Raw genomic sequence first — 17,901 nt, forward strand, 5'->3', positions numbered from 1 at the left:
GCTCATCGTCTCGTCGACGACGAGCACGGTGCCGGCCGAGCGCGCCGCGTCCACGAGCCCGCGTCGCTGGTCCTCGTCCTGGCATCAGCCCGTCGCCGTTGGGTGAGGGGTGGGCGTCGGTGGCGACGGGCATCGATGTACCGGCACGGCCCCGACGGCGCGTCGCCGGCTGCGGGTGCGTCGTGGTGCCGCCTGCCCCCTGCCGCCGGATCCCGGTTGCGGGTGCGATGTTCAGCTCCGGCCGGGGCAAGTTTCAGCCCCTCCGGCGTTTGAGGAGCGGGGTCTGGGGCGGAGCCCCAGGGTGGGAAGGGTAGGGGCGGAGGGGGCGAAGAAAAGGCTGAGCTCCGGGGAACCTGTGAAAGCCCGGGCAATCCGGCCCCCGGGAGACCCCTTGCGGCAGCGGGTCTCGGGGTCAGGAGGAGGCCGGGAAGGGGAGGTCAGTCCCGGGGAGCCGCGGTGGAGCCCCGGACCATCAGTTCGCCCCGCACCGTCGCGATCCCACCCGGCGGCGGCTCCTCCCGCCCCATGGCGATCCGCCCGGCCCGGGCCCCCGCCTCGGAGAGCGGAAGCCGCACGGTCGTGAGAGCGGGCACCGCGTCGATGCTGAACGGCAGATCGTCGAAGCCGGCGACGGACACGTCGCTGGGGATGCGCAGCCCGGAGTCGCGCAGCGCGGCACAGGCGCCCAGCGCCACGGTGTCGTTCGCGGCGACGACCGCCGTCAACGACGGATCACGGCGCAGGAGTTCGAGCGTCGCCTCGTACCCGGACCGGCGGTCGTAGCGGCCGTGCACGGTGCGCCGGGGGTCGTCCTCGATGCCGTGGGCGTCGAGCGCGGCCCGGTGGCCCTCCAGTCGGTGGCGGGTCGTCGTGCGCTCCTCGGGACCCGCGATGTACCCGAGCCGCCGGTGCCCGAGGCCGATGAGGTGCTCGGTGAGCTGCCTCCCGCCACCGCGGTTGTCGAAGGTGAGCGCGATCGCCTCGGGCGCCTCCGGTGCGGGCGGCCGCCCGCACAGTACGACCCGGGTGCCCGCCTCGGTCAGCTTGCGCAGCTTGGCGGCGACCGCGCCCGCGTGCGCGGTGTCCTCTATCGCGCCGCCGGTGAGCACCACCGCGGCGGCACGCTGGCGCTGAAGGAGCGTGAGGTAGGTCAGCTCGCGCTCGGGGGAGCCGCCGGTGTTGCAGACGACCCCGAGCCGCTCCCCGCCCGCGCGCCCCCCGGGCCCGCCGATCTCCGACTGGATGGCCGCCGCCATGATCCCGAAGAAGGGGTCGGCGATGTCGTTGACCAGGATGCCGACGAGGTCGGAGGTCGCCGCGGCCAGCGAACTCGCCGGGCCGTTCAGCACGTAGTCCAGTTCGTCCACCGCCCGCAGCACCCGCTCGCGCGTGGAGGAGGCCACGGGGTAGTTCCCGTTCAGCACGCGCGACACCGTCGCGGGAGAGACCTGCGCGCGGGCCGCCACGTCCGCCAGGGTCACCGTCATCTCATCGTCCTCCGGTCGCGCCTTGTCGTACCACTTCGTACGGGGTCGTACATGTCGTACGTCGTCATGCCTGGTCATGTCTCGTCGTACGGCGTCGAACACGGAGTCGAAGGCCGGGTGCGCCGCTTCCTGTGGGCAGGGTCCGTGCAGACCATACGGCCATCGGCCCCCGTTGTTCGCCCCCTCGAACAACCCGTCTTCGCAGTGGTCTTGTCCATACCGCTGCACAGAGGCTAGCTTCTCACTGGATAGAAAGCGCTTGCTGTCACGCTCGCCAGTCAGCGTGCGCGGCGCCCGAGGCGTACGGAGGGAAAGACGTGACACGCAAGACGGTGCGGATCGCCATGAACGGCGTGACGGGACGCATGGGTTACCGGCAGCACCTCGTCCGCTCGATACTCGCCCTGCGCGAACAGGGCGGCCTCGACCTCGGTGACGGCACCGTGCTGTGGCCCGAACCCGTCCTCGTCGGCCGTCGCGAGGACGCGCTGAAGGCGCTCGCCGAGCGGCACGGCCTCGCCCACTGGTCGACGGACCTGGACGCGGTGCTCGCCGATCCGTCCGTCGACCTCTACTTCGACGCCCAGGTGACGTCCGCCCGCGAGGAAGCCCTCAGGAAGGCCGTCGCGGCGGGCAAGCACATCTACACGGAGAAGCCGACCGCCACCGGGTTCGCGGGAGCCCTCGAACTGGCCCGCCTCGCGCACGCCGCGAGCGTCAAGCACGGCGTCGTCCAGGACAAGCTCTTCCTGCCCGGACTGCTCAAGCTGAAGCGGCTCGTCGACGGCGGCTTCTTCGGCCGGATCCTGTCCGTCCGCGGAGAGTTCGGCTACTGGGTCTTCGAGGGCGACTGGCAGAGCGCCCAGCGGCCCTCCTGGAACTACCGCGCCGAGGACGGCGGCGGCATCGTCGTCGACATGTTCCCGCACTGGGAGTACGTCCTGCACGAACTCTTCGGCCGCGTCACCTCGGTGCAGGCGCTCACCGCCACCCATGTCCCGCAGCGCTGGGACGAGCGGGGCATGCCCTACGACGCCACGGCCGACGACGCGGCCTACGGCATCTTCGAGCTGGAGGGCGGCGCGGTCGCCCAGATCAACTCCTCGTGGACCGTGCGCGTCCACCGCGACGAACTCGTGGAGTTCCAGGTCGACGGCACGGAAGGCTCGGCCGTCGCCGGACTGCGCAACTGCCGCGTCCAGCACCGCGGTTCGACCCCCAAGCCGGTCTGGAACCCGGACATCCCGGCCACCTACTCCTTCCGCGAGCAGTGGCAGGAGGTCCCCGACAACGCCGAGTTCGACAACGGCTTCAAAGCCCAGTGGGAGCTGTTCCTGCGGCACGTCTACGCCGACGCCCCCTACCGCTGGGACCTCCTCGCCGGCGCCCGCGGCGTCCAACTCGCCGAACTGGGCCTGAAATCCTCGGCCGAGGGCCGCCGCCTCGACGTACCGGAGATCGCGCTGTGACCATCCGACTCCCGGACGCCGGCGGCCGGTTGCGGACCTACGAGCCGCGCACCGACCCCCTCGTGGCCCTCCCCGCGGCCGCGTCCCTCGCCTCCCGTACGGTCTTCGCCGCCGCGCATGTCGTCGCCGACCCGTACGCGGACGTCTCGCCCGACGCGCCCGCCGCCGTCGACTGGGACGCCACCCTCGCCTTCCGGCGCCATCTGTGGTCGCACGGACTCGGTGTCGCCGAGGCGATGGACACCTCCCAGCGCGGGATGGGCCTGGACTGGGCCGGGGCCGCCGAACTGATCCGGAGGTCCTCGGCCGAGGCCAGGGCCGTCGGCGGCCGGATCGCGTGCGGAGTCGGCACGGACCAGCTCACCGGCCCGGCCACGCTCCGCGAGGTGCGGGCCGCCTACGAGGAACAGCTCGCCCTCGTCGAGGAGTCGGGCGCGCAGCCGGTCCTGATGGCCTCGCGTGCCCTCGCCGCGGCCGCCGCCGGACCCGAGGACTACCTCGACGTCTACGGCCACCTCCTGCGCCAGGCGGCCGGCCCGGTGATCCTGCACTGGCTGGGCCCGATGTTCGACCCGGCCCTGGAGGGCTACTGGGGCTCGGACAACCTGGACACGGCGACGGAGGCGTTCCTGGAGGTGATCGCCGCCCACCCGGACAAGGTGGACGGCGTCAAAGTCTCCCTGCTGGACGCCGTCCGGGAGGTCGGACTGCGCCGCCGCCTCCCGGACGGCGTCCGCTGCTACACCGGCGACGACTTCAACTACCCCGAGCTGATCGCGGGCGACGAGCGCGGCTTCAGTCACGCGCTGCTCGGCGTCTTCGATCCGCTCGCCCCTCTCGCCGCCCGGGCGGTACGCGTCCTGGACACCGGGGACATCAAGGGATTCCGTGAACTCCTCGACCCGACCACCGAGTTGGCCCGGCACCTCTTCCACCCCCCGACCCGCTTCTACAAGACGGGTGTCGTCCTGCTGGCCTGGCTCGCCGGCCACCAGGACCACTTCGCGATGCTGGGCGGCCTCCAGTCGGCACGCTCCCTGCCCCACCTCGCCCGCGCCTACGAACTCGCCGACGGACTGGGCCTGTTCCCGGACCCACGGCGCGCCGAAACCCGGATGAAGACCCTGCTCGCCCTGTACGGAGTGACCTCATGAGCAGCCTCGCCCGCTTCTCCGTCAACCAGATGACGGTCAAACAGCTCTCGCTGCCCGAACTGGTCGCCGCCTGCCTGGAGACGGGCGTCCCGGGTGTCGGCCTGTGGCGCGAACCTGTGCGGTCGTACGGCCTCGACGCCACCGCGAAACTCGTCCACGACGCGGGTCTGGCCGTCACCACCCTGTGCCGGGGCGGCTTCCTCACGGCGATCGACCCGGGGGAGCGGCGGCGCGCGCTGGACGACAACCGGGCCGCCGTCGACGAGGCGGCCGCGCTCGGCACCGACACCCTCGTCCTGGTCTCCGGCGGCCTGCCGCCCGGCTCGAAGGACCTGCACGGCGCCCGGGAGCGCATCGCCGACGCGCTCGGCGAACTGGGCCCGTACGCCGCCTCCCGCGGGGTGCGTCTCGCCGTCGAGCCGCTCCACCCCATGTACGCGGCCGACCGCTGCGTGGTGTCCACCCTCGCCCAGGCCCTGGACCTCGCGGAACGCTTCCCCGCCGACCAGGTGGGCGTCACCGTCGACACGTACCACCTCTGGTGGGACGACACGGCCCCCGCCCAGATCGCCCGCGCGGGGGCGGGCGGCCGCATCCACAGCTTCCAGCTCGCCGACTGGACCACCCCGCTGCCCGCGGGCGTCCTCGACGGCCGCGGCCAGCTCGGCGACGGCTCGGTCGACTTCCGTGTGTGGCGCGGCCTGGTCGAGGCGGCGGGCTACACCGGCCCCATCGAGGTCGAGCTCTTCAACGAGGAGCTCTGGGCCAGGGACGGACGCGAGGTGCTGGCGGAGACGGCGGCACGGTTCGTGGAACACGCCGGTTGGCGGCTCGGGGCGGAACACACCGGTTAGCGGCTCGGGGCGCCGCCGGGACGGCTGGACAAAAGAATCTTCGGAAGTGCGTACAACCCTTCCGCGGCCTCGTGGGTCGTACGTGGCATCAGGACCTTTGGAGGGGGATCCGGGGGGATCGCGGGGGTTCTGATACGGAGGGGAAAGCCGAGGGGCCCGGTCGACGGACCGGGCCCCTCGAAATTTTCCGGCCCGTCGAACACGGCGCCGGAGCGCTGTCGGTGGCGGGCGGTACCGTCGGATCATGACCGATCAGGCGGGGGCCGCCCAGACGGGCGAGCGGCGACTGGCCACGCTGGAAGGCGTGCTCGAACGCATCACGTACGCCAACGAGGAGAACGGCTACACGGTCGCCCGGGTCGACACCGGCCGGGGCGCCGGCGACCTGCTCACCGTCGTCGGCTCCCTTCTCGGCGCCCAGGTCGGCGAATCCCTGCGCATGGAGGGCCGCTGGGGCTCCCACCCGCAGTACGGCAAGCAGTTCACCGTGGAGAACTACACGACGGTGCTCCCGGCCACCGTCCAGGGCATCCGCCGCTATCTCGGATCCGGCCTGGTCAAGGGCATCGGACCGGTCTTCGCCGACCGCATCACCGAGCACTTCGGCCTCGACACCCTGCGGATCATCGAGGAGGAGCCGAAGCGGCTCATCGAGGTCCCCGGACTCGGCCCCAAGCGCACGGGGAGGATCGCCGACGCCTGGGAGGAACAGAAGGCGATCAAGGAGGTCATGCTCTTCCTCCAGACCGTGGAGGTGTCCACCTCCATCGCGGTCCGCATCTACAAGAAGTACGGCGACGCCTCGATCTCGGTCGTGAAGAACCAGCCCTACCGCCTGGCGTCCGACGTCTGGGGCATCGGCTTCCTCACCGCCGACAAGATCGCCCAGTCCGTCGGCATCCCGCACGACAGCCCCGAGCGCGTCAAGGCGGGCCTTCAGTACGCCCTGTCGCAGTCCACCGACCAGGGGCACTGCTACCTCCCCGAGGAGCGGCTGATCGCGGACGCGGTGAAGCTGCTCCAGGTCGACACCGGCCTGGTCATCGAGTGCCTGGCCGAGCTGGCGGCCCCCGCGGAGGACGGCGAGGACCCCGGTGTCGTACGGGAGAAGGTCCCGGGCCCGGACGGCGGCGACCCGGTGACGGCGGTCTACCTCGTCCCCTTCCACCGCGCCGAACTCTCGCTCTCCGCACAGGTGCTGCGCCTGCTGCGCAGCGACCGCGACCGGATGCCCGGCTTCCGTGACGTGGCCTGGGACAGGGCACTGGTCTGGCTCAAGGGGCGTACGGGCGCGGAGCTGGCCCCGGAGCAGGAGGCGGCGGTCCGGCTCGCGCTCACCGAGAAGGTCGCCGTGCTGACCGGGGGTCCGGGCTGCGGCAAGTCGTTCACGGTCCGCTCGATCGTGGAGCTGGCCCGTGCCAAGGGCGCCAAGGTGCTGCTCGCCGCGCCCACCGGCCGTGCCGCCAAGCGTCTGGCCGAGCTGACCGGGGCCGAGGCCTCCACCGTGCACCGGCTTCTGGAGCTCAAGCCGGGCGGTGACGCGGCCTATGACAAGGACCGTCCGCTGGACGCCGACCTGGTCGTCGTGGACGAGGCCTCCATGCTCGACCTGCTGCTCGCCAACAAGCTGGTCAAGGCGGTGCCCCCGGGTGCCCACCTCCTTTTCGTCGGCGACGTCGACCAGTTGCCGAGCGTCGGCGCCGGCGAGGTGCTGCGCGACCTGCTCGCCGAGCGGGGCCCGGTCCCCGCGGTGCGTCTCACCAAGGTCTTCCGCCAGGCCCAGCAGTCCGGGGTGGTGACCAACGCCCACCGGATCAACTCGGGGCAGCATCCGCTCACCGACGGCATGAAGGACTTCTTCCTCTTCGTCGAGGACGACACCGAGGAGGCGGGGCGGCTCACCGTGGACGTGGCGGCCCGTCGGATTCCGGCCAAGTTCGGTCTCGACCCCCGCCGGGACATCCAGGTCCTCGCTCCCATGCACCGGGGCCCGGCCGGCGCGGGGCTCCTGAACGGACTGCTCCAGCAGGCCATCACCCCCGGCCGCCCGGACCTCGCCGAGAAGCGGATCGGCGGCCGGGTCTTCCGGGTCGGCGACAAGGTCACCCAGATCCGCAACAACTACGACAAAGGGGAGAACGGCGTCTTCAACGGCACCGTGGGTGTCGTCACCTCGCTCGATCCCGTCGAGCAGCGGCTGACGGTGCGCACGGACGAGGACGAGGAGGTGCCGTACGAATTCGACGAGCTCGACGAGCTGGCGCACGCGTACGCGGTGACCATCCACCGCTCCCAGGGCAGCGAGTACCCGGCGGTGGTGATCCCCGTGACCACGGGCGCCTGGATGATGCTCCAGCGCAATCTGCTCTACACGGCGGTCACCCGGGCCAAGAAGCTGGTCGTTCTCGTCGGTTCGCGCAAGGCGATAGGCCAGGCGGTGCGTACGGTGTCCGCGGGACGCCGGTGCACGGCCCTGGACTTCCGGCTCTCCGGCTCGTGAAGCATCGCTCGTGAGGCACGACTCGCGGCAGCGCTCGTGAACCACCGCCCCGCGCGTGGCGAACGGGCCCCGCGCGAGCGGCGAACGGGGCCTTTCGGGCATGGGACGAGGCCCGTCGGAAAAAATGATCGATCAAACGAGTCAGGAAGGTCACAGAGCACTTCCGGTTGCGGGGCGGACGCGGCAGGATGAGCAGGTTGGCGGCACTCAGTGCCGCCGATAGGCCCAATGGTCGACCCCGAGTGCACTCTCCAGGGCCAAATGGGGGATGGTAGAGACAGTCAGGGCACCTCGAAGAAGAGGCACAACGTCGGTGAGGGATGACGTGAGCGACAACTCTGTAGTACTGCGGTTCGGCGATGGCGAGTACACCTACCCGGTGATCGACAGCACCGTCGGCGACAAGGGCTTCGACATCGGCAAGCTCCGCGCCCAGACGGGTCTGGTGACGCTGGACAGCGGGTACGGCAACACCGCCGCGTATAAATCCGCGATCACCTATCTCGACGGTGAGCAGGGCATCCTCCGCTACCGCGGCTACCCGATCGAGCAGCTCGCCGAGCGGTCCACCTTCCTGGAGGTGGCCTACCTGCTGATCAACGGCGAGCTCCCGAACGTCGACGAGCTCTCCACCTTCAAGAACGAGATCACGCAGCACACCCTGCTGCACGAGGACGTCAAGAACTTCTACCGCGGCTTCCCGCGCGACGCCCACCCGATGGCGATGCTGTCGTCGGTCGTCTCGGCGCTGTCGACGTTCTACCAGGACAGCCACAACCCGTTCGACGAGAAGCAGCGCAACCTCTCCACGATCCGGCTGCTCGCCAAGCTTCCGACGATCGCGGCGTACGCGTACAAGAAGTCGATCGGTCACCCCTTCGTCTACCCGCGCAACGACCTCGGGTACGTCGAGAACTTCCTGCGCATGACCTTCTCGGTCCCCGCGCAGGACTACGAGCTCGACCCGGTGGTCGTCTCCGCGCTGGACAAGCTGCTGATCCTGCACGCCGACCACGAGCAGAACTGTTCGACCTCCACCGTGCGTCTGGTCGGCTCCTCGCAGGCGAACATGTTCGCCTCGATCTCCGCCGGCATCTCCGCGCTGTGGGGCCCGCTGCACGGCGGCGCCAACCAGTCGGTCCTGGAGATGCTCGAGGGCATCCAGGCCAACGGCGGCGACGTCGACTCCTTCATCCGCAAGGTGAAGAACAAGGAGGACGGCGTCCGCCTGATGGGCTTCGGCCACCGGGTGTACAAGTCCTTCGACCCGCGCGCGAAGATCATCAAGGCCGCCGCGCACGACGTCCTGTCCGCTCTCGGCAAGTCCGACGAGCTGCTCGACATCGCGCTGAAGCTGGAGGAGCACGCGCTCTCCGACGACTACTTCGTCTCGCGCAACCTCTACCCGAACGTCGACTTCTACACCGGCCTGATCTACCGCGCCATGGGCTTCCCGACCGAGATGTTCACGGTCCTGTTCGCCCTCGGCCGGCTGCCGGGCTGGATCGCCCAGTGGCACGAGATGATCAAGGAGCCCGGCTCCCGCATCGGCCGCCCGCGCCAGATCTACACGGGCATCGTCGAGCGCGACTTCGTGCCGGTCGAGGCCCGCTGAGGCTCGCACACGATCACCGGGCTCCGTAGGCGGGGCCCGGTGAACCTGTGACCAGGCGAAAAACGGAAAGCGCCCTGCTACCGGTCCCCCCACGGGCCGGCAGTCAGGGCGCTTTCCTTGTCCCGGTGCGGATTCCCCCCACGGGATCCGGCCGGGCGTCTGTGGACAGCGCCTGAATCGCTGTGTGCCGGCACGGGGCCGACGGTGAGCCGGGCGAGCGGAGCTCGCCGTACTGCGGTGCGATCTGCCGGGACGCGTACGGATCGGGAGGGCCGCTCAAAGCTCCCCGTAGTACGTGCCCCGGCGACGCAATTTCCGGGAACGTCCCCCAAGACATCCCCAGATGCCAGTCGCGCCCCCCAAGACGCTTCTGACATCGCCAACTTAGACTGACGAACCCCTTCGGTGGTTACGTTCACATCACTGTGATCTGGATCTCTTGCATATGTCCTGAAGATACGCAAGAGCCCCGATATGAGAATCGCGAACCAATCGTAAGGAAGATGCGCGAGCCTTGTGAAGAGCTTATGTGAGGCTCTCGTTGGACTCTAGGGGGACTCGGGCTCTGTCGTCACGCGAATGCTCTGAGTCGAAGGCTGTTCGTGACCACGAAAACGGACGAAAAGGCCATCGCGGCCCCCGCGATCATGGGATTCAGCAGGCCGGCGGCGGCGAGCGGGAGTGCCGCCACGTTGTAGCCGAAGGCCCAGACCAGATTTCCCTTGATCGTCGACAAGGTGGCGCGTGCCAGCCGGATCGCGTCCGCGGCCACCCGCAGATCCCCGCGCACGAGCGTCAGATCGCTCGCCTCGATCGCCGCGTCCGTCCCCGTGCCCATCGCGAGGCCCAGATCGGCGGTGGCGAGCGCCGCCGCGTCGTTCACCCCGTCGCCGACCATCGCGACGGCCCGTCCCTCGCCCTGCAGCCGCGCGACCACGGCGACCTTGTCCTCGGGCAGCACCTCGGCGATCACGTCGGCCGGGCCGATGCCGACCTCCCGCGCCACGGCCTCGGCGACCGCCCGGTTGTCCCCGGTCAGCAGCATCGGCGTGAGCCCGAGGTCCCGCAGTTCGCGTACGGCCTCGGCGCTGGTCTCCTTGATCGTGTCGGCGACGGCCAGCACGCCCGCCGCCGTGCCGTCCAGTGCGACCACGACGGCCGTACGGCCCGCCGCCTCGGCCGTGCTCTTCGCGTCCGCAAGCGTTCCCGGCAGCGTCCCGGGGAACCGGCCGACGGTGACCTCGACGCCGGCCACCCGCCCGCGCACGCCCCGTCCCGGCACGTTCTCGAAGTGCTCCGGCGCCGGAAGGTCGCCGACGCGCTCCTGGGCGCCTGTCGCGATCGCTCGGGCAACCGGATGCTCGGAGGCGTGTTCCAGGGCTCCCGCGAGCCGCAGGACGTCTTCCTCGGCCCGTCCCTCGGCGACGTGGACCTCGTGCAGACTCATGCGGCCCGTCGTCACCGTGCCGGTCTTGTCCAGGAGGACGGTGTCGACGCGGCGGGTGGACTCCAGGACCTCGGGTCCCTTGATCAGGATGCCGAGCTGGGCGCCGCGGCCGGTGCCGACCATCAGGGCGGTCGGGGTGGCCAGGCCGAGCGCGCACGGGCAGGCGATGATCAGCACCGCGACGGCGGCGGTGAAGGCCGCGACCGTGTCCCCGGTGACCGCGATCCAGACCCCGAACGTGCCGAGCGCGACGAGCAGGACGGCGGGCACGAAGACCCCGGAGATCCGGTCGGCCAGACGCTGCACCTCGGCCTTGCCGTTCTGCGCGTCCTCGACGAGCCGGGCCATCCGCGCGAGCTGCGTGTCCGCGCCGATCCGGGTGGCCTCGACGATGAGCCGGCCCCCGGCGTTCACGGTCGCACCGGTGACGGCGTCGCCGACGCCCACGTCCACCGGCACCGACTCTCCGGTCAGCATGGACGCGTCCACGGCCGACGCGCCCTCGACGACGGTGCCGTCGGTGGCGATCTTCTCGCCGGGCCGTACGACGAAGCGGTCGCCGACGGCCAGTTGCGCCACGGGAATGCGGACCTCACGGCCGTCCCGCAGGACGCAGACGTCCCGGGCGCCGAGTTCCAGCAGCGCCCGCAGAGCCGCTCCCGCGCGCCGCTTGGAGCGGGCCTCCAGGAAGCGGCCGAGCAGGATGAACGCGACGACCCCCGCGGCGACCTCCAGGTAGAGGGCGGAGGCGCCGTCCGTACGGGAGACGGTGAACTCGAAGCCGTGCCGCATGCCGGGCATCCCCGCGTCACCGAAGAACAGCGCCCACAGGGACCAGCCGAACGCGGCGAGGGTACCGACCGAGACCAGGGTGTCCATGGTGGCCGCGCCGTGCCGCGCGTTCGTCACGGCGGCCCGGTGGAAGGGCAGCCCGCCCCAGACCACGACGGGCGCGGCGAGCGTCAGGGAGAGCCACTGCCAGTTGTCGAACTGGAGGGCCGGGACCATCGACATGAGGACCACGGGCAGGGCGAGCACCGCGGAGACGGTCAGCCGCTCGCGCAGGGCGGCCGTCTCGGGATCGTCGTCGGCCGCGGGCGCCTCCCGCTCGAGGGGTGACGGCGGTGCGGGCGGCGGGGGCTCTTCGGCGGTGTAGCCCGTCTTCACCACGGTGGCGATCAGATCGGCGACCCGTACCCCCTCGGGGTAGGAGACCTTGGCCTTCTCCGTCGCGAAGTTGACCGTGGCGGTGACGCCGTCCATGCGGTTGAGCTTCTTCTCGACGCGGGCCGCGCAGGAGGCGCAGGTCATCCCGCCGATGGAGAGTTCGATCTCCGAGGGCGTGCCTATCGGCGTCTCGGGTGCTGCGGTGGTCATGGTGCGGCTCCAGGAAGGGGCCGGGCCGCGCGGAGCCGGTATCAGCCGGTCGGCACGGCCCGGTACGGAGAAGGAGAGCTGCGGGGCTCGCTCAGGCCAGGCCGACGAGCTCGAAGCCCGCCTCGTCGACGGCGGCGCGGACGGCGCCCTCGTCGAGCGCGGCCGCGGAGACGACGGTGACCTCGCCGGTGGAGGCGACGGCCTTCACGGAGCTCACGCCGGGGATCGCGGAGATCTCGCCGCCGACGGAGCCTTCACAGTGTCCGCAGCTCATGCCGCTCACCTTGTACACGGTGGTGACGGAACCCGGGGTGCCGGTCTGGGCGGTCATGGCGTTACTCCTCATCGAGGCGTTCTGGGGTGTGCGTGCACGGGAGGGATCCCTGGGAACCCAGGGTTCCCCTCGATGCTCACCACACTATACCCCTAGGGGGTATTTCTCCAAGTGGCGTCGCGGTGCGCCAGCGAGCGCGCCCAGGCCAGCCCCGCGAGCGCGACGAGGAACAGGCCCCCCACCGAGAACAGGGTGAGGAGGTGGTCCTGTCCGCCGGTGGGCCTCGGCAGCCCGCCGCGGGCGGGCAGTGCCCGGTCGAGTCCGGCGCGGCCGAGCCGGTCCACCAGCCACAGTGCGATCCCGCGCGTCGAGTCCCACAGGGCGTGCAGCAGGGAGGCGCCGAGGCAGGCGCCGGCCACCTGGGCGGTCAGGCGGAAGCGTCCGTCCGGGCGGCGCCGCGCCAGCAGGGCCGCGCCCGTGACCGCGGTCCACAGGCCGTGTCCGAACGGGGTGAGCACCCCGCGCAGGATCTCGGTCTCCAGGAGCGTGCGCAGGCCGGCACCCTGGAGGGACACGGCCGCGTCGAAGGCGTGGCCCGCGCCCTCCAGGGCCGCGAAGCCGAACCCGAGCGTCGCGCCGAGCACCAGGCCGGCCCGTGGCCCGCGGATCAGGGTGTGCCGGCGCAGCAGGAACATCAGCGCGCCGAGCTTCACGGCCTCCTCGGCGAGTCCGGTGCTCACGAACATCCCCATCGCGGGGTGGGTGAGCTGGTACTCCGTCACCGAGGCGCCCAGCGCGCCCAGGGCGCCACCGGTCAGGAAGCAGCCGAGGAGCGGACTCGTGCCCAGGTCGCGGCCGTGCCGTTCGTACGCCCAGAGCACGAAGGCGACCGGCACGAGGAAACTGCCCAGCAGGATCAGCGTCGGCAGCGGTGTGACGTCCCTCGTGGCGTACGTGAGGACCGCGGTCAGCACCCAGAGGGCCACCCCGATGCCGAGGCAGCGCCTCCAGAGGCCGGCGGGGATCCGGGGATGCGGCGGCGGGGGCTGCTGCGGTCCGGGAATGCGGGCCCGGGGGGTGCCCGGTGGCGGATTCTGGGTCACGGCCATCCCTCTGTCCCTCGGGGGGCCGCCCGCGGGCTCGGACGGGGGCCCGCGTTCCGGCGTCGGGGCGGCGCCCGGGCGCGTGGCGCGGGCGCGCGGACGGATCGATGCCGCGGATCGCTGATCGTTTTGCCCGAACCTTATGACACATGTCCCGGATGTCGCAGGCCGGAGCGCTGGTGCAGACCCGTCCGGCGCGGCGCGGCGCGGCTCAGTGTCCGGCGGGCGATCCGCTCTCGAGCAGCGGCTCCAGATAGCGGTGCATGACCGTCTTGAGCTCCACGATGTAGCCGTCCCGTTCGGCGCCCTCGTGGGACATGACCAGGGTGAGACCGGCCTTGAACAGATGGACCGCCATGTTCGCGGTGCGGGTGCGCTCGCCGGACGGCAGGTCCGGCAGACGGGCCCCGATCATCTCCTCGACGCGGGCGAGGAGCGTGCCGTGCAGGGTGCCGATCTCCTCGACGATCACTCCCGGGGTGTCGGCGCCGTGCATCAGGACGGCGAAGGCCGGGTGCTCGACGTTGAACTCGATCAGCGGGTCGAGGACCGCGTCGAGCATCCGGTCCAGCGGGAGGCCGGCGTTCTCCTGGGCGAGCGCCTGCCCGTGCGAGCGTGCCCAGTCGTCGAGGAGCTGGTCGCTGAGGCCGACCGCGATGGCCTCCTTGTTCGGGAAGAACTGGTAGAGCGTGCCGGGCGAGACGCCGGCCTCGCGGGCGATGGCGTTGGTGCTCGCCGCGGTGTAGCCGGTCCGGCAGAACACCGAGGCCGCCGCCTCCAGGAGCTGGGCCACGCGGCGCTCGCCGCGGGCCTGACGGCGGCGCGGCTTCTCCTCGGCCGGCTGCCGGTGCTCCGGGGACTCCTCGGTCTGCTGCTTCTCGGGCACGGGTCATCCCCAGCTTCTCGGGACACGATTGACAAACACGAGCGGTCACTCGCATTCTTGAAAAACGCGAGCGACGTCTCGTGTTTGCCAGTCTATGGCAATGGGCGATCCATGATGCCTGCACGGATGCGGGTCATCGGGTCACGGTGAAGGGGACACCGCATCATGTCCGAAGTCGACGGCGCGGACGCCGGGCCAGCGACCGGGGCCGGCGAGAGCCGGGGCGAGCAGGGGGCCGAGCGCGGAGGTACGGGCTCGGGCGGCGGTACGGACGGGGGTGCCCGCCTCGGCGGCTGGACCCGGTTCGTGACCGCGCGCCCACGACTCTCCCTGCTCGTCGCCCTCCTGCTGACCGCGCTCGCCGTGGTCGCCGGCAGCGGAGTCGCGGACCGGCTGGGCAGCGGCGGCTGGGAGGACCCCACCGCGCAGTCCACGTACGCGACCAAGGCCCTGGAGCGGGAGTTCCCCGCCTCGCAGCCCAACCTGCTGCTCCTTCTCGACGCGGGCAAGGCCTCGGTCGACGACCCCGCGGTCGCCGCGGAGGCCCGGCGGATCGCGGCACGTCTGGCCGCCGAGCCCGGCGTCACCGGCGTCGGTTCGTACTGGCAGACCCCGTCACCCACGCTGAAGGCCCGCGACGGCCACGAAGCGCTGATCGCCGCCCGGCTCACCGGTGACGAGACGGCCGCGGCCCGCACCCTGGACCGCATCGCGCCCTCCTACCGAGGAGAGAGCGGGTCCGTCGAGGTCGAGGTCGGCGGACCGGTCGCCGTACGTCACGAGATGCAGACGACCATCAAGGAGGACCTCACCCGGGCCGAGATGATCGCCCTTCCCGTGACCCTCCTGCTGCTGGTCATGGTCTTCGGGAGCGCCGTCGCGGCCCTGCTCCCGCTCGGGGTCGGGATCATCGCGATCCTCGGCACCAACGCCGTGCTGCGCGGACTCACCGAGGTCACGGACGTCTCGGTCTTCGCGATGAACCTGACGACGGCCCTCGGCCTCGGTCTCGCCATCGACTACGCCCTGTTCATCGTCCGCAGGTTCCGCGAGGAACTGGCCGCCGGCGCCCCACCGCGCGCCGCGATCGGTGTCACCCTGCGCACCGCGGGCCGGACCGTTCTCTTCTCCTCCCTGACGGTCGCGGTGTCGCTGGCCGCGATGCTCGTCTTCCCGCAGTACTTTCTGCGCTCCTTCGCCTACGCGGGCATCGCCGTCGTGCTGCTCGCCGCGGCCGCCGCCCTGATCCTGCTCCCCGCGGCGCTGATGCTCCTCGGTGACCGGGTGAACTCCCTCGATCTGCGGCGGCTGTTCCGGCGCGGCACGCCGGACCCGGCCGCCGGCGGGGCCCTCTGGGGACGCACGGCCTCGCTCGTCATGCGCAGGGCGCCGCTCTTCGCGGTGGCCACCACGGCCGGCCTCATCGTTCTCGGACTGCCCTTCCTGGGCGTGAAGTTCGGCACGGCCGACGACCGGCAGCTCCCCTCGGGCGCGGAATCGCACATCGTCCAGCAGCACATCCGCGACGGCTTCGCCGGCAGCCCGGGCAGCGCTCTGGAGGTTCTGGCCGAGGGGAGCGCCACGGAGACGGAGTACGCCCGGTACCGCGAGCGGATCGCCGCCCTGCCCGAGGTGCTGCGCGTGGACGGCCCGCTGGTGAAGGGCGACGCCGCCTACTTCTCGGTGCTGCCGAAGGGTGAGGCCGTGGACGAGGGGGCCCAGCGGCTGGTGGGCGAACTCCGGGCGGCCGACGCTCCGTTCAAGACCTCCGTGACCGGCACGGCGGCTGTCCTGGTCGACTCCAAGCACGCGATAGCCGACCGGCTCCCATGGGCGGCCGGCTTCATCGCGATCGTCACGCTGTTCCTGGTGTTCCTGCTGACGGGCAGCGTGCTGATCCCGGTCCAGGCGGTCCTGCTCAACGCGCTCAGTCTGACGGCGATGTTCGGCGCCGTGGTCTGGGTCTTCCAGGACGGCCATCTCTCCGGCCTCCTCGACTTCACCAGCTCCGGTTCGATCGAGACGACCCTCCCGGTCCTGATGTTCTGCGTCGCCTTCGGCCTCTCCATGGACTACGGCGTCTTCCTCCTCTCCCGCATCAAGGAGGAGTACGACCACACCGGCGACCACCGGGAGGCGGTCCGCTTCGGACTCCAGCGCACCGGTGGACTGATCACTGCGGCGGCGGTCATCCTCGCGGTGGTGATGGTCGCCATCGGCACCTCCCGGGTGGCCAACACCAAGATGCTCGGACTGGGCGTCGCGCTGGCCGTCCTGATGGACGCGATGGTCGTCCGCAGCCTGCTGGTCCCGGCGGTCATGCGTCTGACGGGCAGGGCCACCTGGTGGGCACCGGGACCCCTGCGCCGCTTCCACGACCGCTTCGGCCTCAGCGAGTCGGAACCACCGACGCCGGCTCCGGACGCCGAGCCGGTCGGGGATGCCGAGCCGTCCCCGGACACCGAGTCCCCGGTCGCGGAGCCGGCCCCGGACGCGCCGGAGGAACCGGACGCGGAGTCCGCCCGGGACACGGCCGAGGCGCGCCGCTAGCGTTTCCGCGGGAGCTGATCTCCGAGTGGAGGGCGGGAGCCGATGCGGGCAGTGGTGTTCGAGCGGTACGGGGAGCCGGCCGAGGTCCGGGAGGTGGCGGACCCGGCGCCCGCGGAGCACGGGGTGGTGGTGCGGGTCGAGGCCACGGGGCTGTGCCGGAGCGACTGGCACGGCTGGATGGGCCACGACCCGGACATCACGCTGCCGCACGTGCCCGGCCACGAACTGGCCGGGGTGATCGAGGCGGTGGGCGCCGGGGTGAGCGGGCACCGCCCCGGCGACCGGGTCACCGTCCCGTTCGTCTGCGCCTGCGGAAGCTGTCCCGCCTGCGCGGCGGGCGACCAGCAGGTGTGCGAGCGGCAGACCCAGCCGGGGTTCACGCACTGGGGCTCCTTCGCCCAGTACGTGGCGCTCGACCACGCCGAGGTGAACCTGATCCCGCTGCCGGAGGAGCTGTCCTTCGCCACGGCGGCCTCGCTGGGCTGCCGGTTCGCCACGGCGTTCCGGGCGGTGGTCGCGCAGGGGAGGACGGCTCCGGGGGAGTGGGTCGCGGTGCACGGCTGCGGGGGCGTGGGCCTGTCGGCGGTGATGATCGCGGCGGCTTCCGGCGCGCGCGTCGTGGCCGTCGACGTGTCCCCCGCGGCCCTCGGTCTGGCACGGAGGTTCGGGGCGGCGGAGTGCGTGGACGCCTCCGCCGTGGCGGACCCGGCGCAAGCGGTCCGTGAACTGACCGGCGGGGGCGCGCATGTGTCGCTGGACGCCCTCGGATCGCCGGGCACCTGCGCGGCCTCGGTGGACAGCCTGCGCCGCCGCGGCCGGCACGTCCAGGTCGGCCTGCTGCCCTCATCGACCGGTCTCACCCCGGTCCCGATGGCCCGGGTGATCGCCCTCGAACTCGAACTCCTCGGCAGCCACGGGATGGCGGCCCACGCCTACCCGCCCCTGCTGGAGCTGGTCCGCGCCGGAGTGCTCCGCCCGGATCTCCTCGTGACCTCCACCATCGCGCTGGACGCCGCGCCGTCCGCCCTGGCCGCCATGGGGTCCGCTCCTGGCCGGGGCGTGACGGTCGTCGAGCCGTGGGCGTGAGGGCGCCGGGCCGAGGTCGGTGAGGGGACAGGGCCGGGGCGGGGTTCCGGCCGGGGCGGGGGGGGGGCAGGGCGCCCGCGCGGCGGGGCGCGACCGGGG

The 17,901-nt window shown here is 71.7% G+C and carries 12 protein-coding genes; 7 read left to right on the forward strand and 5 right to left on the reverse strand.

Going from position 1 to position 17,901, the window contains the following annotated elements; translation table 11 throughout:
• Nucleotides 1-437: 437 nt before the first annotated feature.
• Entirely contained in the window at nt 438-1,487 is a 1,050-nt protein-coding gene (locus tag ACWEBX_RS31590; RefSeq protein WP_451888210.1) for a LacI family DNA-binding transcriptional regulator, read from the reverse strand.
• A 317-nt stretch (nt 1,488-1,804) separates the two neighbouring features.
• Between ACWEBX_RS31590 and ACWEBX_RS31595 the strand changes: the two genes are divergently transcribed.
• The 5 genes from ACWEBX_RS31595 to ACWEBX_RS31615 all read left to right on the forward strand — a co-directional run bounded on the left by ACWEBX_RS31595 (nt 1,805) and on the right by ACWEBX_RS31615 (nt 9,079).
• Entirely contained in the window at nt 1,805-2,956 is a 1,152-nt protein-coding gene (locus tag ACWEBX_RS31595) for a Gfo/Idh/MocA family protein (protein ID WP_451888201.1), read from the forward strand.
• The gene (locus ACWEBX_RS31600) at nt 2,953-4,110 is read left to right on the forward strand and encodes a dihydrodipicolinate synthase family protein (RefSeq protein WP_451888202.1); all 1,158 of its coding nucleotides are present in this window, start codon (nt 2,953-2,955) and stop codon (nt 4,108-4,110) included. The genes ACWEBX_RS31595 and ACWEBX_RS31600 overlap by 4 nt, the downstream gene beginning before the upstream one ends.
• Nucleotides 4,107-4,964 (forward strand): sugar phosphate isomerase/epimerase family protein, encoded by an 858-nt coding sequence (locus ACWEBX_RS31605; protein WP_451888203.1) that lies wholly within the window; start codon nt 4,107-4,109, stop codon nt 4,962-4,964. Before ACWEBX_RS31600 ends, ACWEBX_RS31605 begins: the two co-directional genes overlap by 4 nt.
• 244 nt (nt 4,965-5,208) lie before the next feature.
• Nucleotides 5,209-7,464 (forward strand): SF1B family DNA helicase RecD2, encoded by a 2,256-nt coding sequence (recD2, locus tag ACWEBX_RS31610; RefSeq protein ID WP_451888204.1) that lies wholly within the window; start codon nt 5,209-5,211, stop codon nt 7,462-7,464.
• 325 nt (nt 7,465-7,789) lie between these two features.
• Complete coding sequence (locus ACWEBX_RS31615; RefSeq protein WP_328452257.1) at nt 7,790-9,079, forward strand: citrate synthase; 1,290 nt, start codon at nt 7,790-7,792, stop codon at nt 9,077-9,079.
• A gap of 571 nt (nt 9,080-9,650) precedes the next feature.
• Here ACWEBX_RS31615 and ACWEBX_RS31620 read toward each other — a convergent pair.
• The 4 genes from ACWEBX_RS31620 to ACWEBX_RS31635 all read right to left on the reverse strand — a co-directional run bounded on the left by ACWEBX_RS31620 (nt 9,651) and on the right by ACWEBX_RS31635 (nt 14,166).
• Nucleotides 9,651-11,903 (reverse strand): heavy metal translocating P-type ATPase, encoded by a 2,253-nt coding sequence (locus ACWEBX_RS31620; RefSeq protein WP_451888205.1) that lies wholly within the window; start codon nt 11,901-11,903, stop codon nt 9,651-9,653.
• A 91-nt stretch (nt 11,904-11,994) separates the two neighbouring features.
• Nucleotides 11,995-12,234 (reverse strand): heavy-metal-associated domain-containing protein, encoded by a 240-nt coding sequence (locus ACWEBX_RS31625; RefSeq protein ID WP_451888206.1) that lies wholly within the window; start codon nt 12,232-12,234, stop codon nt 11,995-11,997.
• 95 nt (nt 12,235-12,329) lie between these two features.
• Nucleotides 12,330-13,280 (reverse strand): PrsW family intramembrane metalloprotease, encoded by a 951-nt coding sequence (locus tag ACWEBX_RS31630; RefSeq protein ID WP_451888211.1) that lies wholly within the window; start codon nt 13,278-13,280, stop codon nt 12,330-12,332.
• A 211-nt stretch (nt 13,281-13,491) separates the two neighbouring features.
• Entirely contained in the window at nt 13,492-14,166 is a 675-nt protein-coding gene (locus tag ACWEBX_RS31635) for a TetR family transcriptional regulator (protein ID WP_451888207.1), read from the reverse strand.
• Between the two features lie 165 nt (nt 14,167-14,331).
• Here ACWEBX_RS31635 and ACWEBX_RS31640 point away from each other — a divergent pair, with 165 nt between their 5' ends.
• Nucleotides 14,332-16,716, forward strand: a complete 2,385-nt coding sequence (locus ACWEBX_RS31640; protein ID WP_451888208.1) for an MMPL family transporter — start codon at nt 14,332-14,334, stop codon at nt 16,714-16,716.
• Between the two features lie 42 nt (nt 16,717-16,758).
• Nucleotides 16,759-17,802 carry a zinc-dependent alcohol dehydrogenase family protein gene (locus ACWEBX_RS31645; protein WP_451888209.1) on the forward strand — a complete coding sequence of 348 codons (1,044 nt, stop codon included), beginning with the start codon at nt 16,759-16,761 and terminating at the stop codon, nt 17,800-17,802.
• Nucleotides 17,803-17,901 lie beyond the last annotated feature (99 nt).

The sequence above is a fragment of the Streptomyces sp. NPDC005070 genome, assembly GCF_053600395.1.

Excerpts from the sequence above, each read along its gene's own strand:
- ACWEBX_RS31590 (WP_451888210.1), bottom strand. The coding sequence starts at position 1,487 with ATGACGGTGACCCTGGCGGACGTGGCGGCCCGCGCGCAGGTCTCTCCC.
- ACWEBX_RS31605 (WP_451888203.1), top strand. The coding sequence starts at position 4,107 with ATGAGCAGCCTCGCCCGCTTCTCCGTCAACCAGATGACGGTCAAACAG.
- recD2 (WP_451888204.1), top strand. The coding sequence starts at position 5,209 with ATGACCGATCAGGCGGGGGCCGCCCAGACGGGCGAGCGGCGACTGGCC.
- ACWEBX_RS31620 (WP_451888205.1), bottom strand. The coding sequence starts at position 11,903 with ATGACCACCGCAGCACCCGAGACGCCGATAGGCACGCCCTCGGAGATC.
- ACWEBX_RS31625 (WP_451888206.1), bottom strand. The coding sequence starts at position 12,234 with ATGACCGCCCAGACCGGCACCCCGGGTTCCGTCACCACCGTGTACAAG.
- ACWEBX_RS31640 (WP_451888208.1), top strand. The coding sequence starts at position 14,332 with ATGTCCGAAGTCGACGGCGCGGACGCCGGGCCAGCGACCGGGGCCGGC.
- ACWEBX_RS31645 (WP_451888209.1), top strand. The coding sequence starts at position 16,759 with ATGCGGGCAGTGGTGTTCGAGCGGTACGGGGAGCCGGCCGAGGTCCGG.